17 protein-coding genes are annotated in these 17,587 nt (G+C 69.0%); 13 read left to right on the top strand and 4 right to left on the bottom strand.

Features of this window, described 5'->3' with window-relative positions; all coding sequences use genetic code 11:
* The first annotated feature begins 27 nt into the window (after positions 1-27).
* The 3 genes from OWC43_RS14080 (at position 28) to OWC43_RS14070 (ending at position 4,288) form a co-directional block, all read left to right on the top strand.
* A complete protein-coding gene (locus OWC43_RS14080) occupies positions 28-966 on the top strand; it encodes a diacylglycerol/lipid kinase family protein (RefSeq protein WP_393957098.1) in 939 nt (312 codons plus the stop codon).
* A complete protein-coding gene (locus OWC43_RS14075; RefSeq protein ID WP_137830966.1) occupies positions 963-1,811 on the top strand; it encodes a metallophosphoesterase in 849 nt (282 codons plus the stop codon). Before OWC43_RS14080 ends, OWC43_RS14075 begins: the two co-directional genes overlap by 4 nt.
* Before the next feature lie 257 nt (positions 1,812-2,068).
* On the top strand, positions 2,069-4,288 hold the full coding sequence (locus OWC43_RS14070) for a PAS domain-containing protein (protein WP_393957097.1): 2,220 nt from the start codon (positions 2,069-2,071) through the stop codon (positions 4,286-4,288).
* 112 nt (positions 4,289-4,400) lie between these two features.
* Here OWC43_RS14070 and thpR read toward each other — a convergent pair whose 3' ends face one another.
* Both thpR and OWC43_RS14060 read right to left on the bottom strand, forming a co-directional pair.
* On the bottom strand, positions 4,401-4,982 hold the full coding sequence (gene thpR, locus OWC43_RS14065; protein ID WP_393957096.1) for an RNA 2',3'-cyclic phosphodiesterase: 582 nt from the start codon (positions 4,980-4,982) through the stop codon (positions 4,401-4,403).
* A gap of 4 nt (positions 4,983-4,986) precedes the next feature.
* Positions 4,987-5,622: an arylesterase gene (locus OWC43_RS14060; RefSeq protein WP_393957095.1), complete on the bottom strand. Its 636-nt coding sequence runs from the start codon at positions 5,620-5,622 to the stop codon at positions 4,987-4,989.
* Between the two features lie 219 nt (positions 5,623-5,841).
* On the opposite strand from OWC43_RS14060, the gene OWC43_RS14055 reads away from it, so the two are divergent.
* Positions 5,842-6,525, top strand: coding sequence for an ABC transporter ATP-binding protein (locus tag OWC43_RS14055; RefSeq protein ID WP_238308022.1), 684 nt, complete (start codon positions 5,842-5,844; stop codon positions 6,523-6,525).
* 126 nt (positions 6,526-6,651) lie between these two features.
* Positions 6,652-7,026, top strand: coding sequence for a PH domain-containing protein (locus tag OWC43_RS14050; protein WP_137830961.1), 375 nt, complete (start codon positions 6,652-6,654; stop codon positions 7,024-7,026).
* Positions 7,027-7,381: 355 nt separating this feature from the next.
* Here the strand turns inward: OWC43_RS14050 and OWC43_RS14045 are convergent, their stop codons facing one another.
* Positions 7,382-7,651 (bottom strand): hypothetical protein, encoded by a 270-nt coding sequence (locus tag OWC43_RS14045; RefSeq protein WP_393957094.1) that lies wholly within the window; start codon positions 7,649-7,651, stop codon positions 7,382-7,384.
* A 381-nt stretch (positions 7,652-8,032) separates the two neighbouring features.
* Here OWC43_RS14045 and rpsF point away from each other — a divergent pair, with 381 nt between their 5' ends.
* The 8 genes from rpsF to radA all read left to right on the top strand — a co-directional run bounded on the left by rpsF (position 8,033) and on the right by radA (position 16,007).
* Positions 8,033-8,488, top strand: coding sequence for a 30S ribosomal protein S6 (gene rpsF, locus OWC43_RS14040; RefSeq protein WP_137830959.1), 456 nt, complete (start codon positions 8,033-8,035; stop codon positions 8,486-8,488).
* 2 nt (positions 8,489-8,490) lie between these two features.
* Entirely contained in the window at positions 8,491-8,745 is a 255-nt protein-coding gene (rpsR, locus tag OWC43_RS14035; protein WP_091948993.1) for a 30S ribosomal protein S18, read from the top strand.
* A gap of 134 nt (positions 8,746-8,879) precedes the next feature.
* Positions 8,880-9,902, top strand: coding sequence for a DUF2232 domain-containing protein (locus OWC43_RS14030; RefSeq protein ID WP_393957093.1), 1,023 nt, complete (start codon positions 8,880-8,882; stop codon positions 9,900-9,902).
* Positions 9,903-9,938: 36 nt separating this feature from the next.
* Positions 9,939-10,511: a 50S ribosomal protein L9 gene (rplI, locus tag OWC43_RS14025; RefSeq protein WP_137830957.1), complete on the top strand. Its 573-nt coding sequence runs from the start codon at positions 9,939-9,941 to the stop codon at positions 10,509-10,511.
* Between the two features lie 463 nt (positions 10,512-10,974).
* Positions 10,975-12,462 (top strand): replicative DNA helicase, encoded by a 1,488-nt coding sequence (locus OWC43_RS14020; protein WP_137830956.1) that lies wholly within the window; start codon positions 10,975-10,977, stop codon positions 12,460-12,462.
* The gene (locus tag OWC43_RS14015; RefSeq protein WP_393957092.1) at positions 12,459-13,310 is read left to right on the top strand and encodes a DUF29 family protein; all 852 of its coding nucleotides are present in this window, start codon (positions 12,459-12,461) and stop codon (positions 13,308-13,310) included. The genes OWC43_RS14020 and OWC43_RS14015 overlap by 4 nt, the downstream gene beginning before the upstream one ends.
* Complete coding sequence (alr, locus tag OWC43_RS14010; protein ID WP_393958562.1) at positions 13,307-14,398, top strand: alanine racemase; 1,092 nt, start codon at positions 13,307-13,309, stop codon at positions 14,396-14,398. The genes OWC43_RS14015 and alr overlap by 4 nt, the downstream gene beginning before the upstream one ends.
* A 178-nt stretch (positions 14,399-14,576) precedes the next feature.
* Positions 14,577-16,007, top strand: coding sequence for a DNA repair protein RadA (radA, locus tag OWC43_RS14005; RefSeq protein ID WP_393957091.1), 1,431 nt, complete (start codon positions 14,577-14,579; stop codon positions 16,005-16,007).
* Positions 16,008-16,026: 19 nt separating this feature from the next.
* Here radA and OWC43_RS14000 read toward each other — a convergent pair whose 3' ends face one another.
* A complete protein-coding gene (locus OWC43_RS14000; RefSeq protein WP_238308021.1) occupies positions 16,027-17,352 on the bottom strand; it encodes a hypothetical protein in 1,326 nt (441 codons plus the stop codon).
* Between the last annotated feature and the right edge of the window lie 235 nt (positions 17,353-17,587).

Genomic DNA, 17,587 nt, shown 5'->3' with positions numbered 1-17,587 from the left:
GTCGCTCTCGTCCGGACCCCCTCCCCCATGCGCATCGCCCTCGTCGCCAACGCCGCGTCGGGCTCGTTCCACGATGGGCTCAGCCCCGAGGCGATCCGCGCCCGGCTCGCCGCCGCGGGACTCAACCTCGCGCCCGAACCCGATCCGGACCTGCCCCTGCCCGAACGCCTGACGCGCGCCGCCCGGTCCGAGGGCGTCACCGTCGTTGCCGTGGCGGGCGGGGACGGCACGCTCAACTGCGCCGCCGGAATCCTGGCAGGCACCGGCGTGGCCCTCGCGATCCTGCCGCTCGGCACCATGAACCTGCTGGCCAAGGATCTCGGCATTCCGCGCGATCTCGACGCGGCGATCGCTCTGCTGCGGACGGGCCGGCCCCGCGCCGTCGATGTCGGCGAGGTCAACGGCGCGGTCTTCCTCATCAATTCGGTTATCGGCATGCCGGCGCGCATGGCCCGCCACCGCGAGGGGCGACGCGGGCGGCGCCTCGGCCCGCTCGGGCTCCTGCGCCTAGCCCTGGCGACCCTGCGCCATCTCGGCCCCTATCCGCGCCTGCGCAGCACGGTCACCCTCGGCGGGCGGCGCGAGCGGGTGCGGCTGCGGCTGCTCTGCGTCGTCAACAACGATTACGCGGAGGCGCCCGGTAAAATCCTCGAACGGGAACGGGTCGATGGCGGGCGGCTCACGCTCTACATCGCTCGCCGACTGCCACCGTGGCGCCTCGCGCGGCTGGCCCTCGGCTTCGCCACCGGGACCTGGCGCGGCGTGCCGGGCCTGGAACGGCACGAGGCCTCGGGATTGGCGATCTCGGCGGGCCGTCGAGCGTTACGGGTGATGAACGATGGAGAAATCCGATTGATCGCCTCGCCTCTGCGCTACCGGCTGCGGCCCCGTGCGCTCACCGTGATCGTGCCCGCCGAAATGACCGACACGGTGCCGACCATGACCCCTGAGGAGAACCGGCCGTGAGGCGGATCGCGCATATCTCCGACCTGCATTTCGGGCGCACCGACCCGGCCGTGGTCGAGGGGCTCGTGGACGAGCTGAACCGCGCCCCGCCCGACCTGATCATCGCCTCGGGCGACTTCACCATGCGCGCGAGGCGCCGGGAATATGCCGAGGCCCGCGCCTTCCTGGCCCGGCTCTCGGCGCCCTGGGTGGCGGTGCCGGGCAACCACGACATCGCCCATTTCAAGCTGTTCTCGCGCTTCTTCCACCCGTTCCGCCGCTACCGGAACTTCATCCACGCCGAGACCGAGCCGACCTTCCTCGACGACGAGATCGGGGTCATCTGTCTCAACACCGTGCGGACATGGGCCCCGGAGACCGACTGGTCGCAGGGCAAGATCACCCGGTCCCAGATCGCCCGCACCGAGGCGCGGCTCGCGGCCCTGCCCGGGCAGGTCTTCCGCATCGTGGTCGGCCACCACCCGTTCATGCCGCCGCCCTGGGACGCGGAGGCCCGCCTCGTCGGCCGGGCGGACGAGGCGCTCGACGCCTTCCGCCGCCACGGCGTCGGCCTGACGCTCGCCGGCCATCTCCACCGCCACTATGCGCGCTTCGTCGAGGCGCCCGAGACCGGGGCCGAGCCGGACTCGGAGGCCGTCGACCGCGGCACCGCCCGCGCCCACGGCACCCGCCTGCTCGCCGTCCAGGCCGGCTCGGCCACCTCGACGCGGCTGCGGGGCAACGAGCCGAACGCGTATAACCGCATCCGCATCGAGGATGGGCGGGCGATCGTCACCGTGCGGGTCTGGACCGGCACCGGCTGGGCGGATGCCGAGGAGGCCGCGCCCCCTCCGGCCGCATCCTGAGAATTGCTGTCCTTGCCGGCTTCCTCGTTCCGGGATCCAGCGTCGGCGGGGCCTCCACGGAGGTCTTCGCCGAAGGCGGCGTCTCGAGAAGACGGGGACGCGTCGGAGGGGGACGCGTTCCGCCTGGGGCACAACACAATTCGGTGGATTGCAGAACGGCTGCTGAGGATGGTTTGCAGCCGATTTCAGGTGGGCAGCAAGCAGACCTCCGTATCGGGGATTTAATCGGACGAAAATTTACTTGGAGCAATTGACCGGTGCTGCTTCGTCCTATCCGTGGAGCGATGGCACAGGTCGGCACTCTTTGGCCCTGCGGCGGCGAGATGGCCGAACGGATCCGCTCGTTCGACTGGGCATCGACGTCCCTAGGACCGATCCTGCGCTGGCCGCAGAGCTTGAAGACCATCGTCGATCTCATGCTCGCGTCGCCGAGCATGACGAGCCTCGTCTGGGGGCCGGACGCGATCCTCCTCTACAACGACCGTTTCACCGAACTGCTTCGGGAGCATCGCGTCCTGGCGCTGGGACGGTCGGCCTACGAGACCTTCGCCCAAGCGCGTGACGTCTTCGAGGCCGATATCGTGGCCGGCATGGCCGGGCGATCGGTGCGGTTGCTGGGCCAGCCCTATCCCGTGCTCCGGCAGGGTCAGTTGGGGGAGGCTTGGTTCGATGTGGATTATGCGCCGGTCCGCGACGAGACCGGGGCGGTCGCCGGCGTCCTCTGGAGCCTGAAGGAGACCACGGCACAGCGCTGGGCGGAGCAGGCCCTTCGCACGAGCGAGGCGCGGCATCGCCTCCTGATCCGGGGCTGGGCACAGGCCGAGTGGGAGACCGATGCCGAGGGCGTCGTCGTCGCCGACAGTCCGAGTTGGCGGGCCTATACCGGCCAGACGCTGACGGAGTGGCTCGGCTACGGCTGGCTCGACGCGATCCATCCCGACGACCGGGTCCATGCCGAGCGGCAATGGCGAGAGGCGGTCGCGGCGCGCGACCTCATGGATGCCGAATTCCGCTTACGCGCACCCGATGGCACGTGGCGCTGGACGAACGTTCGCGCCGCTCCCGTGGTGAACGCGAGTGGTCGAGTCGAGAAATGGGCCGGGGTCAACATCGACATCGATGCCCGCAAGCAAGCCGAGATCGCGCTTCGTGAGAGCGAAGAGCTGCGCCGCGTCGCGATCACAGGCGGCCGAATGGGCACGTGGCGCTCGGACCTGAACAACAAGCTCACTTGGGGCGATGCCGCATTCATGGAGCTGTGGGGTTTCCCGCCCTCCGAGAGCCCGCGCAGCTTTACCGATTTCACGGACCGGATGTCCCCGCAGGGGCAGACGGAGATGGCCGACATAGTCATGCGGGCCATCGCGGTGGGCGAGGAGTTCGATGGCCAGCTCGCGGTTGTCAGCGGCCCGACCAGCGGACGCTGGGTGCGCTGGCGGGGCCGTGCCGAGTCGGAGCGGCCTTGGATCATCAATGGCGTCAGCTTCGATGTCACGGCCGAACGGCTCGGAGAGGAGCGGCTGCGTGAGAGCGAGGAACGGTTCCGGGGGCTGGTCGAGGGGTTCGGTCAGTTCAGTTGGGAGGCGGAGCCGGATGGGTCCATCGTTGCCGACAGTCCGGGCTGGCGCGCCTTCACCGGTCAGTGCCTGGACGAATGGCGAGGCACTGGCTGGCTCGACGCCATCCACGTCGATGACCGGGCGGCGACCGAGAGCAAGTGGCGCGCGGCGGTCGCCGCGGGGCGCCCGGTCGATGCCGAATATCGCTTATGGCACGCAGCGACCGCGTCCTGGCGCTGGTCGAACGTTCGCGTCGTGCCGATCACGCGCCATGATGGAACGGTCCGCAAATGGGCGGGCGTCAACATCGATGTCAACGAACGGCGCATGCTGCAGGCGCGTCTCGAGGTTCTGGTCAACGAGTTGCAGCACCGATCGCGCAACCTGCTCGGTGTCGTCACCTCGATGGCCAACCGGACCGTGGGCCGGGGCTCGTCCGCCGAGAGCTTCCTCGTCCGGTTGAAGGCGCTGAGCCGGGCTCAATCCCTGCTGAGCCAGGGCGGGTCCGACAGCGTCGCGGTCGAGGCGCTGGTGCGCGCAGAACTCGCTGCACACGCCGACAACGCCCCCGACAGCATCGTCATCGACGGACCGGCCGTGTTGCTGACCTCGCAACAGGTACAGAATTTTGCCCTGGCCCTGCACGAACTGACCACCAACGCGGTCAAGTACGGCGCCCTGAAGGACGAGACCGGCCGCCTCTCCGTGACCTGGGAATTGATCGGAGCAGACGGCGGCCGGCACTTGGCTCTGAACTGGATCGAAACCGGCGTGGCCGTGTCGCCGGAGACCGTCACACGGCGTGGCTATGGCCGGGAACTGATCGAGCAGGCGCTCGCCTACGCCCTCGGCGGACGAACGGATTACGCCTTCGAGCCGGACGGCGTGCGGTGCCGGATCGAGTTGCCGGTCGTTTGATTCGGGCGGGGGCGGTCTTCGTTCCTACCCCATGGGACACCTGCGGAGCGAACCTTAGTCGGGCCTGCGAGGCGTCGAAAACGGTCCCGCGCCTGACCCGCTCGATCGGATGTCAATCCTCATCCTCGTCCAGCCCGTCGCCGAGCCCGTCGCCGAGCCCGAAGGGATAGGCCGCCTCGACCAGGTAGGGTCCGCCGCCCCGCGAGGTGCGGGCCGAGTAGAGCGCCGCCCGCTCGGCCGTGAAGGTGAGGGGCGCAAACACGCCCGCCTCGGTGAGATAGCGCGCCACCGCCCCGGCATCCGCCTCGCGGTTGAGCCGGGCGAGCGTCACGTGCGGCGTGAAGCGTCGGCTTTCCGGCTCCGCGCCGGCCCGGCGAGCGATACGCTCGTGCTCCTCCTGGAGGTCGGCGAGGTCCGGCGTGAGTCGCACCGAGGCGGTGACCGCCCGCGGCCGGTCGCCGCCGAAGCTGGCCAGCCCGTCGAGGGTCACGGTCAGGGGGGCGCGGGCGCGGGCCTCGGCGAGGCCCGCGTCGAGGTCGGCCGCGAGCCTGCCGTCGACCTCGCCGAGGAAGCGCAGGGTGATGTGGTAATCCGACGGTTCGACCCAGCGGGCACCGGGCAGGCCGCCGCGGAACAGGGTCAGGCGCTCGGCGATCCCGGACGGGATCTCGAGACCGGTGAACAGGCGCGGCATCGCCTCAGCGTCCTCCGTTTCCGCGCGGCTTCAGCCGATCCAGGAAGGTCTCGACCGTGGGCAGGATGCCGGCCACCACCGTCTCGACGCCCTTGGCGTTCGGGTGCAGCCCGTCCTCCATGGTGTGGGCGCGGTTGCCCGTCACGCCTTCGAGGAAGAAGGGGTAGAGGACGAGGCCGTGCGCCTTGGCGAGATCGGGATAGATCGCGTCGAACCGGGCGCGGTAGTCGGTGCCGAGATTCGGCGCGGCCAGCATTCCGGCGAGCAGGACCGGGATCCCGCGCTCCTTCAACCGAGCCACGATGGTGTCCAGCGCCTTGCGGGCGACCGCCGGGTCGGTCCCGCGCAGCATGTCGTTGGCGCCGAGTTCGAGGATCACGCCGTCGGTCCCGTCGGGCACGGACCAGTCGAGCCGGTCGAGCCCGCCCGTGGTGGTGTCGCCGGAGACGCCCGCATTGGCGATCTCGACGGCGCGGCCCTTCGCCTTCAGCGCCCGCTCCAGCACGGCGGGAAAGGCCGCGTCGGCGGGCAGGCGGTAGCCCGCCGTGAGGCTGTCGCCCAGCGCGACGAGCTTGAGCGGCGGCTCGGCCGCCCGGGCGGCCGGGGCACCGAGCGCGGCTGCGGCGAGCAAGACCATCATGGCGACCCTTCGTAAGCCCCGCAGGCCCCCCATATCGAGCCCGCGCGCGGTCTCGCGCGCCCGGCGCGTCCGTGGGACAAGCCGCCCCGAAAGCAGAACCCGGCCGAGCCGGGACGGAAAGCCCCTGCCCGCCGCGTTCCGGGTGTCGTTCGCGCTGCGCAAGGCCGCCGTCCTCCGTTCGGTCCCGTCCGTCCTCGATCCAAGATCGGTCCCTCCCCGATGTCGAACAAGGCCGTCTCCCTGTCGCAGATCGAGTTGAGCCTCGGCCGCGGCCCCGCCCGGGTCCACGTGTTGCGCGGCATCTCGCTGGATGTCGAGCGGGGCGAGGCGGTCGGGCTCGTCGGCCCCTCGGGCTCGGGCAAGTCGACGCTGCTCACGGTGATGGCCGGGCTCGAACGGCCGGATTCCGGCCGCGTCACCATCGCGGATACCGATCTCTCCGGCCTCGACGAGGACGGCCTGGCCCGTTTCCGCGGGCGCAACATCGGCATCGTGTTCCAGGCCTTCCACCTCGTGCCGACCATGACCGCCCTGGAGAACGTGGCTTTGCCGCTGGAATTGGCGAACGCGCCCGACCCGCATGGGCGGGCGGCTGCGGAGCTGGAGGCGGTGGGGCTCGGCCATCGCCTGCGCCACTACCCGGCGCAGCTCTCCGGCGGCGAGCAGCAGCGCGTCGCCATCGCCCGGGCGCTCGCCCCCGATCCGGCGATCCTGGTGGCCGACGAGCCCACCGGCAATCTCGACGAGGCCACCGGCCGCCAGATCGTCGAGCTCCTGTTCGGCCTGAAGCGCGACCGCGGGGCGACGCTCGTCCTCGTCACCCACGATCCCGGCCTCGCTCGCCTGTGCGACCGCACCGTGTCCCTGCGCGCCGGCCGGATCGAGCAGCCGGCCGCGGTGTGAAGGCGAGGATCGCTCGCCGCTCACGCCGCGGCGCGCCATACCCCTCGCGCGCGAGCGCAGCCATTCCCACATCCCGGCGGATCGCCCGCGGTCGGATCCGCCGGGCGCCACAGGGAGGGGACGACGATGGGTCTACTCGACGGGTTGCTCGGGCATGGCAGCGATCTCGCGGCCGGCGAGGTCGATCAGCAGCTCGCGGGCGTGCTCGCACCGGGCGAGAGCGTGCGCGTCGCCTTCAAGGTCATCCGCGACCTCATAGTCTTCACCGATCGCCGCCTGATCCTCGTCGACCGCCAGGGCGTCACCGGCCGCAAGGTCGAGTACCTGACGGTCCCCTACCGCGCCATCACCTCCTTCTCGGTGGAGACGGCGGGCAGCTTCGACATGGATTCCGAGCTGAAGATCTGGGTTTCGGGGCGGCCCGATCCGATCCAGCGCACGCTCAAGCGCGGCGCCGATATTTTGGGAATTCAGCAGGCGATCGCCGGCTCGCTGAAATAGACAGCCCTGAGAGCGGGGCCCGGCGATCAGAGTTTTCATGCGCCTTGCCTCGCCGCTTGCCCGGCGGAAGTTTCGGGGGGAGCGAGATCAGTTCCGCGCCGCCCGTCCGTGGCAAAGCGCGAACCCATGTATCGGCATCTCAAATGCAGAGGGGGGTGAAGGCGAGCCCGGAGGGGTGCTTGAAGCCCAACCCGATGTTTCGAAAGGCTGGCAGCCCGACTTCGTACGATGCAAATCACCTTCGCAATTGATCAAATGCGTCGCATCTATGAGCTTGAGCATTATTATAAAATTTTCGATGCCGGATTTATTTGAATTATGATGTGTAATAAGAGCATAATATATCACTACAGATCTAATATATAGGGGTATTTTCTAATTTATATTTAGATTTTTGTAAATTTTTCCATTTGCGCAAGCGACCGACGATGAGAATAGCAAGAAATATCGATATGCCGACCATCGAAGCGTAGATCTTGCTTGCATCCCAAACAAGACAGTAGGTATTCGATCCGGGCTCGTGGCGGATCATCATGGTGATTGGCGCAGTCAAGCCAATGGACATGGCGGATAGAACGTCCGCAGAAATATGTTTCGCCAACGACTTGAGATCGGGTGCCGCCATCGAATCCGCCCGTCTGGTGGGATTCGTCGAGCCTAACGAGTATCGATGAAGTGGTTGTTACCGTCGGTTGCCGAGCGGGTTTTGTCCTACCTTATCTCGATCTAGCTGCTCGCTCTTGCCCTCGCGCTAAAAACCCCCTAAAGGCCCGGCCTCCGTATCCGCTCCGGCCGGGGGCTGAACGGACGGTGCCGTTAAGAGACATTCTCTTTGGGCACAGGGTTCTTCCAAAAAACCCGTCGTCCCGTGTCTCCGCCTTCGATCAACCGCTCGGGCCATCACAACGGCTCGAAGGGCTTGGCGCCGAGAGGATGCGAGTTGAGCCGGCCCGACTCCGCTGAACCCGCGGTGCGGGCCTCCTTTGTCGTTGGATAAGGCCCGAAAATGCCTCTCTACGAGCACGTCTTCCTGGCGCGCCAGGACGTGACGTCCCAGCAGGTCGAGACCATGGTCGAGACCTACAAGGGTGTCATCGAGGCGGGCGGCGGCACGATCGAGAAGATCGAGTCCTGGGGCGTCAAGTCCCTCGCCTACCGCATCAAGAAGAACCGCAAGGCGCATTTCACGCTCCTCAACATCTCCGCCCCTCCGGCCGCCCTGGCCGAGATGGAGCGCCAGATGCAGATCTCCGAGGACGTGCTGCGCTTCATGACCGTCCGCGTCGAGCAGCTGGAGGCCGAGCCTTCCGCGATGATGCAGAAGCGTGACCGCGACGACCGCAAGGATCGTGACCGCGGCGACCGTCCGCGTCGTCGCGACGACGATTTCGGCGGCGGCTTCGGCGGTGACCGTGGCGATCGCGGCGACCGGCCCGAGCGCAACTTCGGCGGGGAGAACTGATCATGGCTTTCGGTGCTGGTGGCGGCGGCGGTGGCCGTCGTCCGTTCTTCCGTCGGCGCAAGACCTGCCCCTTCTCGGGCGCGAATGCTCCGAAGATCGACTACAAGGACGTGAAGCTGCTCTCCCGCTACGTGTCGGAGCGCGGCAAGATCGTGCCGTCGCGCATCACGGCGGTCTCGGCCAAGAAGCAGCGCGAGCTCGCCCAGGCGATCAAGCGCTCCCGCTTCCTCGGCCTGCTGCCCTACGTCATCAAGTAGGACTCTTCGCCGGCCCGCTCAGGCGGGCCGGTCGATCTCGTGAGGGCGACCCGATTGGCGGGCCGTCCGATCGTTGGGGCGCCGGAATGCGCCTCTAACCCTGCTTGACGCAGCGGGACAGCGGACTGGTTTTGATGGGCAAGGACATCGGTATCGGCGTCGGCGCCGGCCTCGTGGCCGCGCTCCTGTTCGGCCTCCTGCTGAAGGCCAGCGCGCTCGCCATCCTTCTCTACCTGCTTGCCCCCCTGCCGATCCTGATCGTCGGCCTGGGCTGGAGCCATCGGGCCGGGCTCGCCGCCGTGGCGAGCGGCGCCGTCGCGCTCGCCCTCATCGTCTCTCCTTATCTCGGGCTGGCCTTCGCGGCCTATCTGGCGATCCCCGCCTGGTGGCTCGCCTATCTGGCGATGCTCGGCCGGCCGGGACGGGACGGCACCCTCGAATGGTATCCGACCGGCCGCCTGCTGGCCTGGGTCGCGGGTACCGCCGCCCTCGCCTTCGTGGCCATCGCGGTCATCGCCTCGCCCGATTACGACACCTTCCGCACCCAGATCGGGCAGATGAGCCGCCGGGTCGTGCAGGTGCAGGTCCAGCGCGGGCGCCTTCCGCCGCCCGCCCAGGGCAACGCCGCGGAAGGGGATGCCGCGAAGTCGGACGCGCCGAAAGCCGAGGCACCCGACGCCGCGCCGCCCGCCGCGGACGATCTCGCCGGCGAGGTCGCCGACGCGCTGGCCACCCTCGCCCCGGCCCTGGCCGCGCAGGGCCTCGCGGTGCTCTTTACCTTCTACCTCTGGGCCGCCGCCCGCATCGTCCAGATCTCCGGGCGCCTGCCCCGCCCCTGGCCGGACATCCCCGCGACCGCGATGCCGCGAAGCGTGCTTCTCGTCCTCGTCGGCGCCCTGGCGCTGTCGCTGGCGCCGGGCTTCGTCGGCGTGCTCGGCATCGCCCTGATCGGCGCGCTCTCCGCCGCCTTCGCCCTCCAGGGGCTCGCCGCCTTTCACGATCGCAGCCGCGGCCGGCCGGGCCGGCTCGGCCTGCTGATCGGCCTCTACGTCGTGCTGCTGCTGACCCAGGGCATCGCCATGCTGGCGCTCGTCCTGTTCGGCATCGCCGACACCGCCCTCGACCGGCGCCGCCCGCAACCCCGCAGCGGCGCCTGAGACCCCCAGCTTCCAACCCACTCAAGGAGAAGTCAGATGGAAGTCATCCTGCTCGAACGCGTCGCCAAGCTCGGCCAGATGGGCGAGACCGTGAACGTGCGTCCCGGCTACGCCCGCAACTTCCTGCTCGCCCGCGGCAAGGCCCTGCGCGCGACCGAGAACAACAAGAAGCACTTCGAGACCCAGCGCGCCCAGCTCGAGGCCCGCAACCTCGAGCGTCGCAACGAGGCCCAGACCGTCGCCGAGAAGCTCGATGGCCAGAGCTTCGTGCTGATCCGCCAGTCCGGCGAGACCGGCGTGCTCTACGGCTCGGTCTCGACCCGCGATCTCGCCGATGTCGTCACCAAGGAGGGCTTCTCGGTCGAGCGCGGCCAGTTCGTGCTCAACCAGCCGATCAAGACCCTGGGCCTGCATACCGTGCCGGTCACGCTGCACCCCGAGGTCGAGGTGAACGTCACCGTCAACGTCGCCCGTTCGCCGGAAGAGGCCGAGCGTCAGGCCCGCGGCGAGTCGGTCACCGAGCGCGAGCAGTTCAACCTCGACGATCTCGGCCTCGAAGTCGGCCAGGCCCTCGCCGATGCCGGCGAAGGCGCCGACGACCGCGGCTAAGTTCGGGTTTCCAGAGGGATCATCCCTTTGGTGGGGATCGGGGCAGAGCCCCGGTCTCCCTTCAAGCCAGGGCTCTGACCTGGACCCGCGAAAGGACTTGTCCTTTCGAAACCGATGCGTTCGGCGGTGGAGAACGGGGATGCGCCGGGCTTCGGCGTTGACTTGTTCTCAATTCGTTCCAGCATGGCGCCCGCGATTCCCTCACCGGGAATCGCGGGCGTCGTGCGTTTGAGGGACCGTGGCACGTGTGCTGCAGTCGTCTCGCAGGCGGTGGCTTAGAGCATCGGCCCGAAAGGTGGGGACCGGCTTTCGGACAGGCCGATGCGGCACAGAGACCGAGAGAATCGTCTTGGATCCGAGATCCGAGATGATTCTCAAGAAAAATTCACCACCCCGGCGCATGGTCCGGCGGGCATGGAAACCAGCGGCCGATCGCGGCCGCGGCAACGGAGCGTGAGACGCCATGGCCCTGCCCAACGCCCTCGCGGCCAAGCTCGAAGCGGTCCAGGCCGAGTACCGGGTGCCGCCGCACAACATCGACGCCGAGCAGGCCCTGCTCGGCGCGATCATGGTCAACAACGACGCCTATTACCGCGTCTCGGACTTCCTGCTCCCCGAGCACTTCATGGAGGCGGTCCACCGCCAGATCTTCGAGGTCGCGATCACGCTGATCAAGGCCGGCAAGCTCGCCACGCCGATCACGCTCAAGACCTATCTGGGCGACGCGGATCTCGGCGGCGTCACGCCGATGCAGTACCTCGCCCGCCTCGCGGCGGAAGCCACAACCGTCATCAACGCGGGCGAGTACGGCCGCACCATCTACGATCTCGCCATCCGCCGCCGCCTCATCACCATCGGCGAGGACATGGTCAACGGCGCCTACGAGGCCCCGGTCGAGTCGCGGCCCCGCGACCAGATCGAGGCGACCGAGCGCCGCCTCTACGAACTCGCCGAATCCGGCAAGTATGACGGCGGCTTCCAGAAATTCTCCGACGCGCTCACGGCGGCCATCGACATGGCGGCCAAGGCCTACCAGCGCGACGGCAAGCTCTCGGGCATTTCCACGGGGCTGACCGATCTCGACGCCAAGATGGGCGGCCTGCAGCCGTCGGATCTCATCATCCTCGCGGGACGCCCGGCCATGGGCAAGACCTCGCTCGTGACCAACATCGCCTTCAACATCGCCAAGGCCTATCGCGGCGAGAAGCAGCCCGACGGCACGATGCAGACCGTCAACGGCGGCATCGTCGGCTTCTTCTCGCTGGAAATGTCGGCCGAGCAGCTCGCCACCCGCATCATCGCCGAGCAATCCGGCGTGCCCTCCTACAAGATCCGCCGCGGCGACATCCGGCCCGAAGACTTCTACAAGATCACCGACGCCGCGCGGGACATGCAGACCATCCCGTTCTACATCGACCAGACCGGCGGCATCTCCATCGCCCAGCTCGCGGCCCGCGCCCGGCGGCTCAAGCGGCAGAAGGGCCTCGACCTGCTGATCATCGATTATCTCCAGCTGCTCTCCGGCTCCGGCAAGAAGAGCGACAACCGCGTGCAGGAGATGACCGAGATCACCACCGGCATGAAGGCGCTCGCCAAGGAGCTGGCGGTGCCGATCATCGGCCTGTCCCAGCTCTCCCGTCAGGTCGAGAACCGCGACGACAAGCGACCCCAGCTCTCCGACCTGCGCGAATCCGGCTCGATCGAGCAGGACGCCGACGTCGTGATGTTCGTGTTCCGCGAGGAATACTACGTCGGCAACAAGAAGCCGCGCGAGGGCACGGAGGAGTTCTTCGCCTGGGAACAGGAGATGCAGCGCGTCCACGGCAAGGCCGAGGTCATCCTCGGCAAGCAGCGCCACGGCCCGACCGGCACGGTGGAACTGCAATTCGACGCTAACATCACCCGATTCTCGAACCTGGCGCAGAGTGATCGGATGCCCGAGCAGATGTGATAGGATCGTTCGGTCCTGATCGATCGGAGCAGCCCGTGGCTCTCGCAACGCAGGCGCGCCCGCCCGCGCCGCCGACGCTCAACGAGGTTTTCGAGGCCGAGCGGATGCTTGTGGGCCTGATGCTGGCCGATCCGACGACCCATGGTCGGATCGCGGCAATCCTGCGCGACGAGGATTGGACCCAGAACCTTCATCGCGGCGTGTTCGAGGTTGTGGGCCGCCTCCTTGAAGAGGGGCGCCCCGTCTCGCCTGTGTCGGTCTTGCCAAAGGTCAGTGATGTCGCGCCGGACGGTGGTCCAGCCAATCGCTATCTCATCGCACTTGCTTCAGAGGCTCCCTCTTCAGCGTTCGCAGAGCCCCTCGCGCGTCGGCTCGCCGAGGCTGCTCACGCCCGTTCGGGTTCCGATCATCTTGACCGGGATCTCTATGCCTGGGCCTACGAGCAGGCCCTCGCCCTGCGGCGCGGGCAGTTCTCCGCCCTCGACGCGCTCAATCTGGCCGAGGAGATCGAGGACTTGGGCGGCGCGATCTACAACCGAATGGAGAGCGCGCTGCGGATCACGCTGATGCATCTTCTGAAGTGGGAGTATCAGCCGGAGCGGCGCAGCAGGAGCTGGCATCTATCGATTCGCAATGGCCGTCTCGACATCGAGGACGTTTTGGAGCGCCATCCGAGTCTCTCCCGCAGGGTGCCCGGTGCCGTTGCCAACGCGTATCGTCGTGCCCGCATCGATGCGGCCGGAGAGACCGGCCTCGACGAGAGCATCTTCCCCGCCGAGTGCCCCTACGCTTTCGATGACGTCATGACTCGGCCGGTGCCCTGGCCGCTCCCGGGCGGGGAGGCCTGATCATCGCCTCGGACCTGTCCCCCGGTCACGGCGCGCGCCTGACGGTCGATCTCGCGGCGTTGGTCGCGAACTGGCGCGCGCTGGCGGCCCGGGCCCCGCACGCCGAGTGCGGCGCCGTGGTGAAGGCCGATGCCTATGGCTGCGGCCTGTCGGCGGTTGCCCCCGCTTTGGCCAGGGCCGGCTGCCGCACCGTCTTCGTCGCCCACCTGTCCGAGGGGATCGCCGCGCGAAAGCTCCTGCCGGAGGCGGCGATCTACGTGCTCAACGGTCTGCCCCCCGGCGCGGGAGCGGCCTTCGCCGGGCACGCCCTGCGCCCGGTTCTCGGCGACCGGGAGGAACTGGCCGAATGGGCCGCCGTCTCGGACGGGCGCCTTTTGGCGGCGCTCCATGTCGATACCGGCATGAACCGGCTCGGATTGTCCGTGGCGCAAGCGCTGGAGCTCGCGGGCGATCCGGTGATCGGCCAAGCCGGCATCGACCTCGTGATGAGCCACCTCGTCAGTGCCGAGTGCCCCGCCGACCCGATCAACGTCCGGCAGGCCGCCGACTTCGCTCGTCTTCGCGCGGCATTCCCGCGCGCGCGCGCCTCGCTCGCCAACTCGTCGGGCACTTGGCTTGCGGGCGATACGCGCCACGACCTGCTGCGCCCGGGCTATGCCCTGTTCGGCGGCAACCCGGAGCCGGGCCGGCCGAACCCGATGCGGCCCGTGGTGCGGCTGGAGGCGACGATCCTCCAGATCCGCCATGTCGAGGCCGGCGAGACCTGCGGCTACAATGCCCGCTGGACCGCCCCCGGCCCGCGCCGCCTCGCCACCCTCTCCCTCGGCTACGCCGACGGCTATCCCCGCGCGGCGAGCGGCCGGGGCCGTGCGCTCGTCGGCGGCGTGCCCTGCCCGATCCTCGGCTTGATCTCGATGGATCTGATCATCCTCGACGTCACCGACGCGCCCGCCGCCCGCCGCGGCGGCACGGCGACGCTGATCGGCGATCGGCTCGACATCGATACGGTCGGACAGGCGGCGGGCACGATCGGCTACGAGATCCTGACCGGTCTGGGTTCTCGTTATGTTCGTAATTATGTAGAGTGATCGAACTCTCCCACCCACCCCCTCGTCCTGAGGTGCCGCAGCGAAGCGGAGGCCTCGAAGGCGGGCTCCAGCCAGCCGCGCGTGTTCTGGAGCCCTCCTTCGAGGCTGAGCGACGCTCAGCACCTCAGGATGAGGGGGATGGATGGGAGGTTCGAAGAATTTCCGTCCCGAGCCCCGTATGGCCAAGATCCAACAGACTTTCGTCTGCCAGTCCTGCGGGGCGGTCTACAATCGCTGGCGCGGGCGCTGCGAGGCCTGCAACGGCTGGAACACGATCCAGGAGGAGGTCGCCGCCGCCGGCCCGCAATCCGGGCCCGCCGCGACCCGTCCGTCGCGGGCGCGGGGCCGGGTGTTTCCCCTCGAAGGGCTGACCGGCGAGGCCAAGGAAGCGCCGCGCACGGCCTCCGGCATCAATGAACTGGACCGCGTCACCGGCGGCGGCTTCGTGCGCGGCTCGGTGATCCTGCTGGGCGGCGATCCCGGCATCGGCAAATCGACCCTGCTGATGCAGGCCTCCGCCGCCATGGCCAAGACCGGCGCGCGCGTCGCCTACATCTCCGGCGAGGAGGCGGTCGGGCAGGTGCGCCTGCGGGCCGAGCGGCTGGGGCTCGCCCAATATCCGGTGGAGCTGGCGGCCCAGACCAATGTCGAGGACATCGTCGAGACGCTGTCGCAGGGACACCCGCCCGCGCTCACCATCATCGACTCGATCCAGACCATGTGGACCGAGACGGTGGAATCGGCCCCCGGCACGGTCACGCAGGTGCGCTCGTCCGCCCAGGCCCTGATCCGCTTCGCCAAGACGACCGGCACGGCGGTGATCCTCGTCGGCCACGTCACCAAGGACGGGCAGATCGCGGGACCGCGGGTGGTCGAGCACATGGTCGATGCGGTCGCCTCGTTCGAGGGCGACCAGGGGCACCATTTCCGCATCCTGCGCGCGGTCAAGAACCGCTTCGGCCCGACCGATGAGATCGGCGTGTTCGAGATGACCGATGCGGGGCTCGCCGAGGTGCCCAACCCCTCCGCCCTCTTCCTGGCCGGTCGCGATCACGCCGCGCCGGGCACGGCGGTCTTCGCCGGGATGGAGGGCACGCGGCCCCTCCTCGTCGAGATCCAGGCGCTGGTGGCGCCCTCGTCGCTGGGCATGCCGCGCCGCGCCGTGGTCGGCTGGGATCCCAACCGCCTGTCGATGGTGCTGGCGGTGCTGGAGGCCCATGGCGGCATCCGCCTCGGCGGCCACGACGTCTATCTCAACGTCGCGGGGGGCCTGCGCATCTCCGAGCCCGCCGCCGACCTCGCGGTCGCCGCCGCCCTGGTCTCCTCGCTGTCGGGGGCGGCTTTGCCCTCCGACTCGGTGTTCTTCGGCGAACTCGGATTGTCGGGGGCGGTGCGTCCGGTCTCGCAGGCGCCAGCCCGGTTGAAGGAGGCGCTCAAGCTCGGCTTCGGCAAGGCGGTGACGCCGCAGGGGCGCAGCGAGACCGGCGACCGGGCGCTGCCGACCGATGCGCTCCGCCACATCGCCGATCTCGTCGCCGGCATCGCCTCCGGCGCGCCGCGGCGGGGGGGCGGGCGGCCGCGGGCCGTGCGCCACGACGACGAGATGTAGGGGGCGGGGCGCCCGCGGATCAGAAATCCTGCAGGGCCGCCCGCTTCCACCGGTTGGCGGCCACGCAGCGATACTCGAACTGCGCGTCCCAGGCGCGCTCGCCGACGGTGCAGGGAGCCGCGCTGCTGGCGGGGGTTGCGGGCGCGCTCTCCACCACGCCGCCCCGGGTGGTGATGCGCCCGCGCGGATCGACCGACCAGCCGTTCCCGCTGATCTGCGCCACGCCGTAGCTGCCCTGCAGGGCGATGCCGGTCGGGCTCCGTGAGCCTTCGCGGATGCCGGCCACCGACTTCGCGCCACCGATGCTGAGCGAGACCGGGGCGGACGAATCGTCGAGGAAGCTCGCCGTCGTGTGGGCGCCGGAGACGAGGTAGGAAACGGGACCCGTGGAACTGTCCTGAATGGTCGCGATCGCGTGCGACTGTCCCCCCAGCCCGGACAGGCCGAAGCCGATCCCGACGGGCGAGGCCGCGTCGACCTCGATGGCCGATTGCGAGGCGAGCCCGTCCCCGTTCAGGCGCATTCCCCAGAGGGTCGAATACCCGTTCGCCGCCGTCTCGTTGCCGACGATGGCGAGGTTCGTCGTGATGGACTTGCCGCTCGCGGCCACCCGCAGGTTGGTGCAATCGATGCCGAGCGGACAGTCGCGGCCGGAATCGTTGCCGTAGTCGAACTCCACGTTGGGATAGAATCCGCCCACGATCGGCGGCGTGAGCAGGTGGTAGTTGAACGCCGCGTTCCAGGCAGCGCCCGCCCCCTCGACCACCTCGGTCTCGAAGTAGCTGCCCACCTTCGCGGCGATGTGCGCATCGTTGATCCAGAGCCACGTGACCGATCCGTCGGTGACCGTGAACGGCGCCGAGGCGGGACGCGACGGGGGCAGCGGATTCCGGGGTCCCGAGGTTCCGGCCTGGACGACCCGGTAGGTGGCGTTGCCGTTCGAGACGTTGTCGCCGAGGCCGAACGGCGTTCTGGCAGCCCAGGCCTTCTGCCGGCCGGTGCCGATCGTCGTCGTGACCGCAAGGGTCTGCTCCTCGGCGGCGTTGTCGAGCTTCGTCCGGGCCGAGATCAGCAGGGAGGTGCGCTGGTGATCGAAGAAGGCCGGATCGATCCGCCCGTCGGCCGGCCCCCGGATGCAGGACAGGGCCGGGCAGAACGAGATCCGGTTGCCGACGCCGAGCATGATGGCGTCGGGATTCTTGATGCCGGCCATCGACGCGTCGAAGGGCGACAGGCCCTTCGACATCACGATGCCCCCCGGCGTCAGGATCGCGAGGCCGTCGCGGATCCGGCCCGGGATGGGACCGTCGAGCACCTCGAGGGGGGCGCCGTCGCCCCGCGGCACGGGCCTGAACGGTTCCGCGCGCAGCGGAAGCGATGCGAGCGACAAGGCCAGCGCGGCAGGGCCGAGGCCGCACCATCCGCGGAGCGAGAACCCGGGACCGGTTCGGAGGGTGTCGTTCGAAATCGGCATCGTCGCCCCATGATCGCGGAGAGACCGGGTTATCACGGGAACGGCCTGGAGGATCGGCCCGAAAGGTGAGAGCCGGCTTCCGGAAAGCCGATGCTCCAGGACCGGA

The organism is Methylorubrum sp. POS3 (assembly GCF_043352485.1).
GTDB lineage: Bacteria > Pseudomonadota > Alphaproteobacteria > Rhizobiales > Beijerinckiaceae > Methylobacterium > Methylobacterium suomiense.
This window is presented reverse-complemented; position numbering and strand designations above follow the sequence as displayed.

Coding starts and splice junctions, on each gene's coding strand:
- radA (WP_393957091.1), top strand. CDS start 14,577: ATGGCCAAGATCCAACAGACTTTCGTCTGCCAGTCCTGCGGGGCGGTC.
- OWC43_RS14060 (WP_393957095.1), bottom strand. CDS start 5,622: ATGATGGTCTTGCTCGCCGCAGCCGCGCTCGGTGCCCCGGCCGCCCGG.
- thpR (WP_393957096.1), bottom strand. CDS start 4,982: ATGCCGCGCCTGTTCACCGGTCTCGAGATCCCGTCCGGGATCGCCGAG.
- OWC43_RS14050 (WP_137830961.1), top strand. CDS start 6,652: ATGGGTCTACTCGACGGGTTGCTCGGGCATGGCAGCGATCTCGCGGCC.
- rpsF (WP_137830959.1), top strand. CDS start 8,033: ATGCCTCTCTACGAGCACGTCTTCCTGGCGCGCCAGGACGTGACGTCC.
- OWC43_RS14020 (WP_137830956.1), top strand. CDS start 10,975: ATGGCCCTGCCCAACGCCCTCGCGGCCAAGCTCGAAGCGGTCCAGGCC.
- OWC43_RS14030 (WP_393957093.1), top strand. CDS start 8,880: ATGGGCAAGGACATCGGTATCGGCGTCGGCGCCGGCCTCGTGGCCGCG.
- rplI (WP_137830957.1), top strand. CDS start 9,939: ATGGAAGTCATCCTGCTCGAACGCGTCGCCAAGCTCGGCCAGATGGGC.
- OWC43_RS14080 (WP_393957098.1), top strand. CDS start 28: ATGCGCATCGCCCTCGTCGCCAACGCCGCGTCGGGCTCGTTCCACGAT.
- OWC43_RS14045 (WP_393957094.1), bottom strand. CDS start 7,651: ATGGCGGCACCCGATCTCAAGTCGTTGGCGAAACATATTTCTGCGGAC.
- rpsR (WP_091948993.1), top strand. CDS start 8,491: ATGGCTTTCGGTGCTGGTGGCGGCGGCGGTGGCCGTCGTCCGTTCTTC.
- OWC43_RS14055 (WP_238308022.1), top strand. CDS start 5,842: ATGTCGAACAAGGCCGTCTCCCTGTCGCAGATCGAGTTGAGCCTCGGC.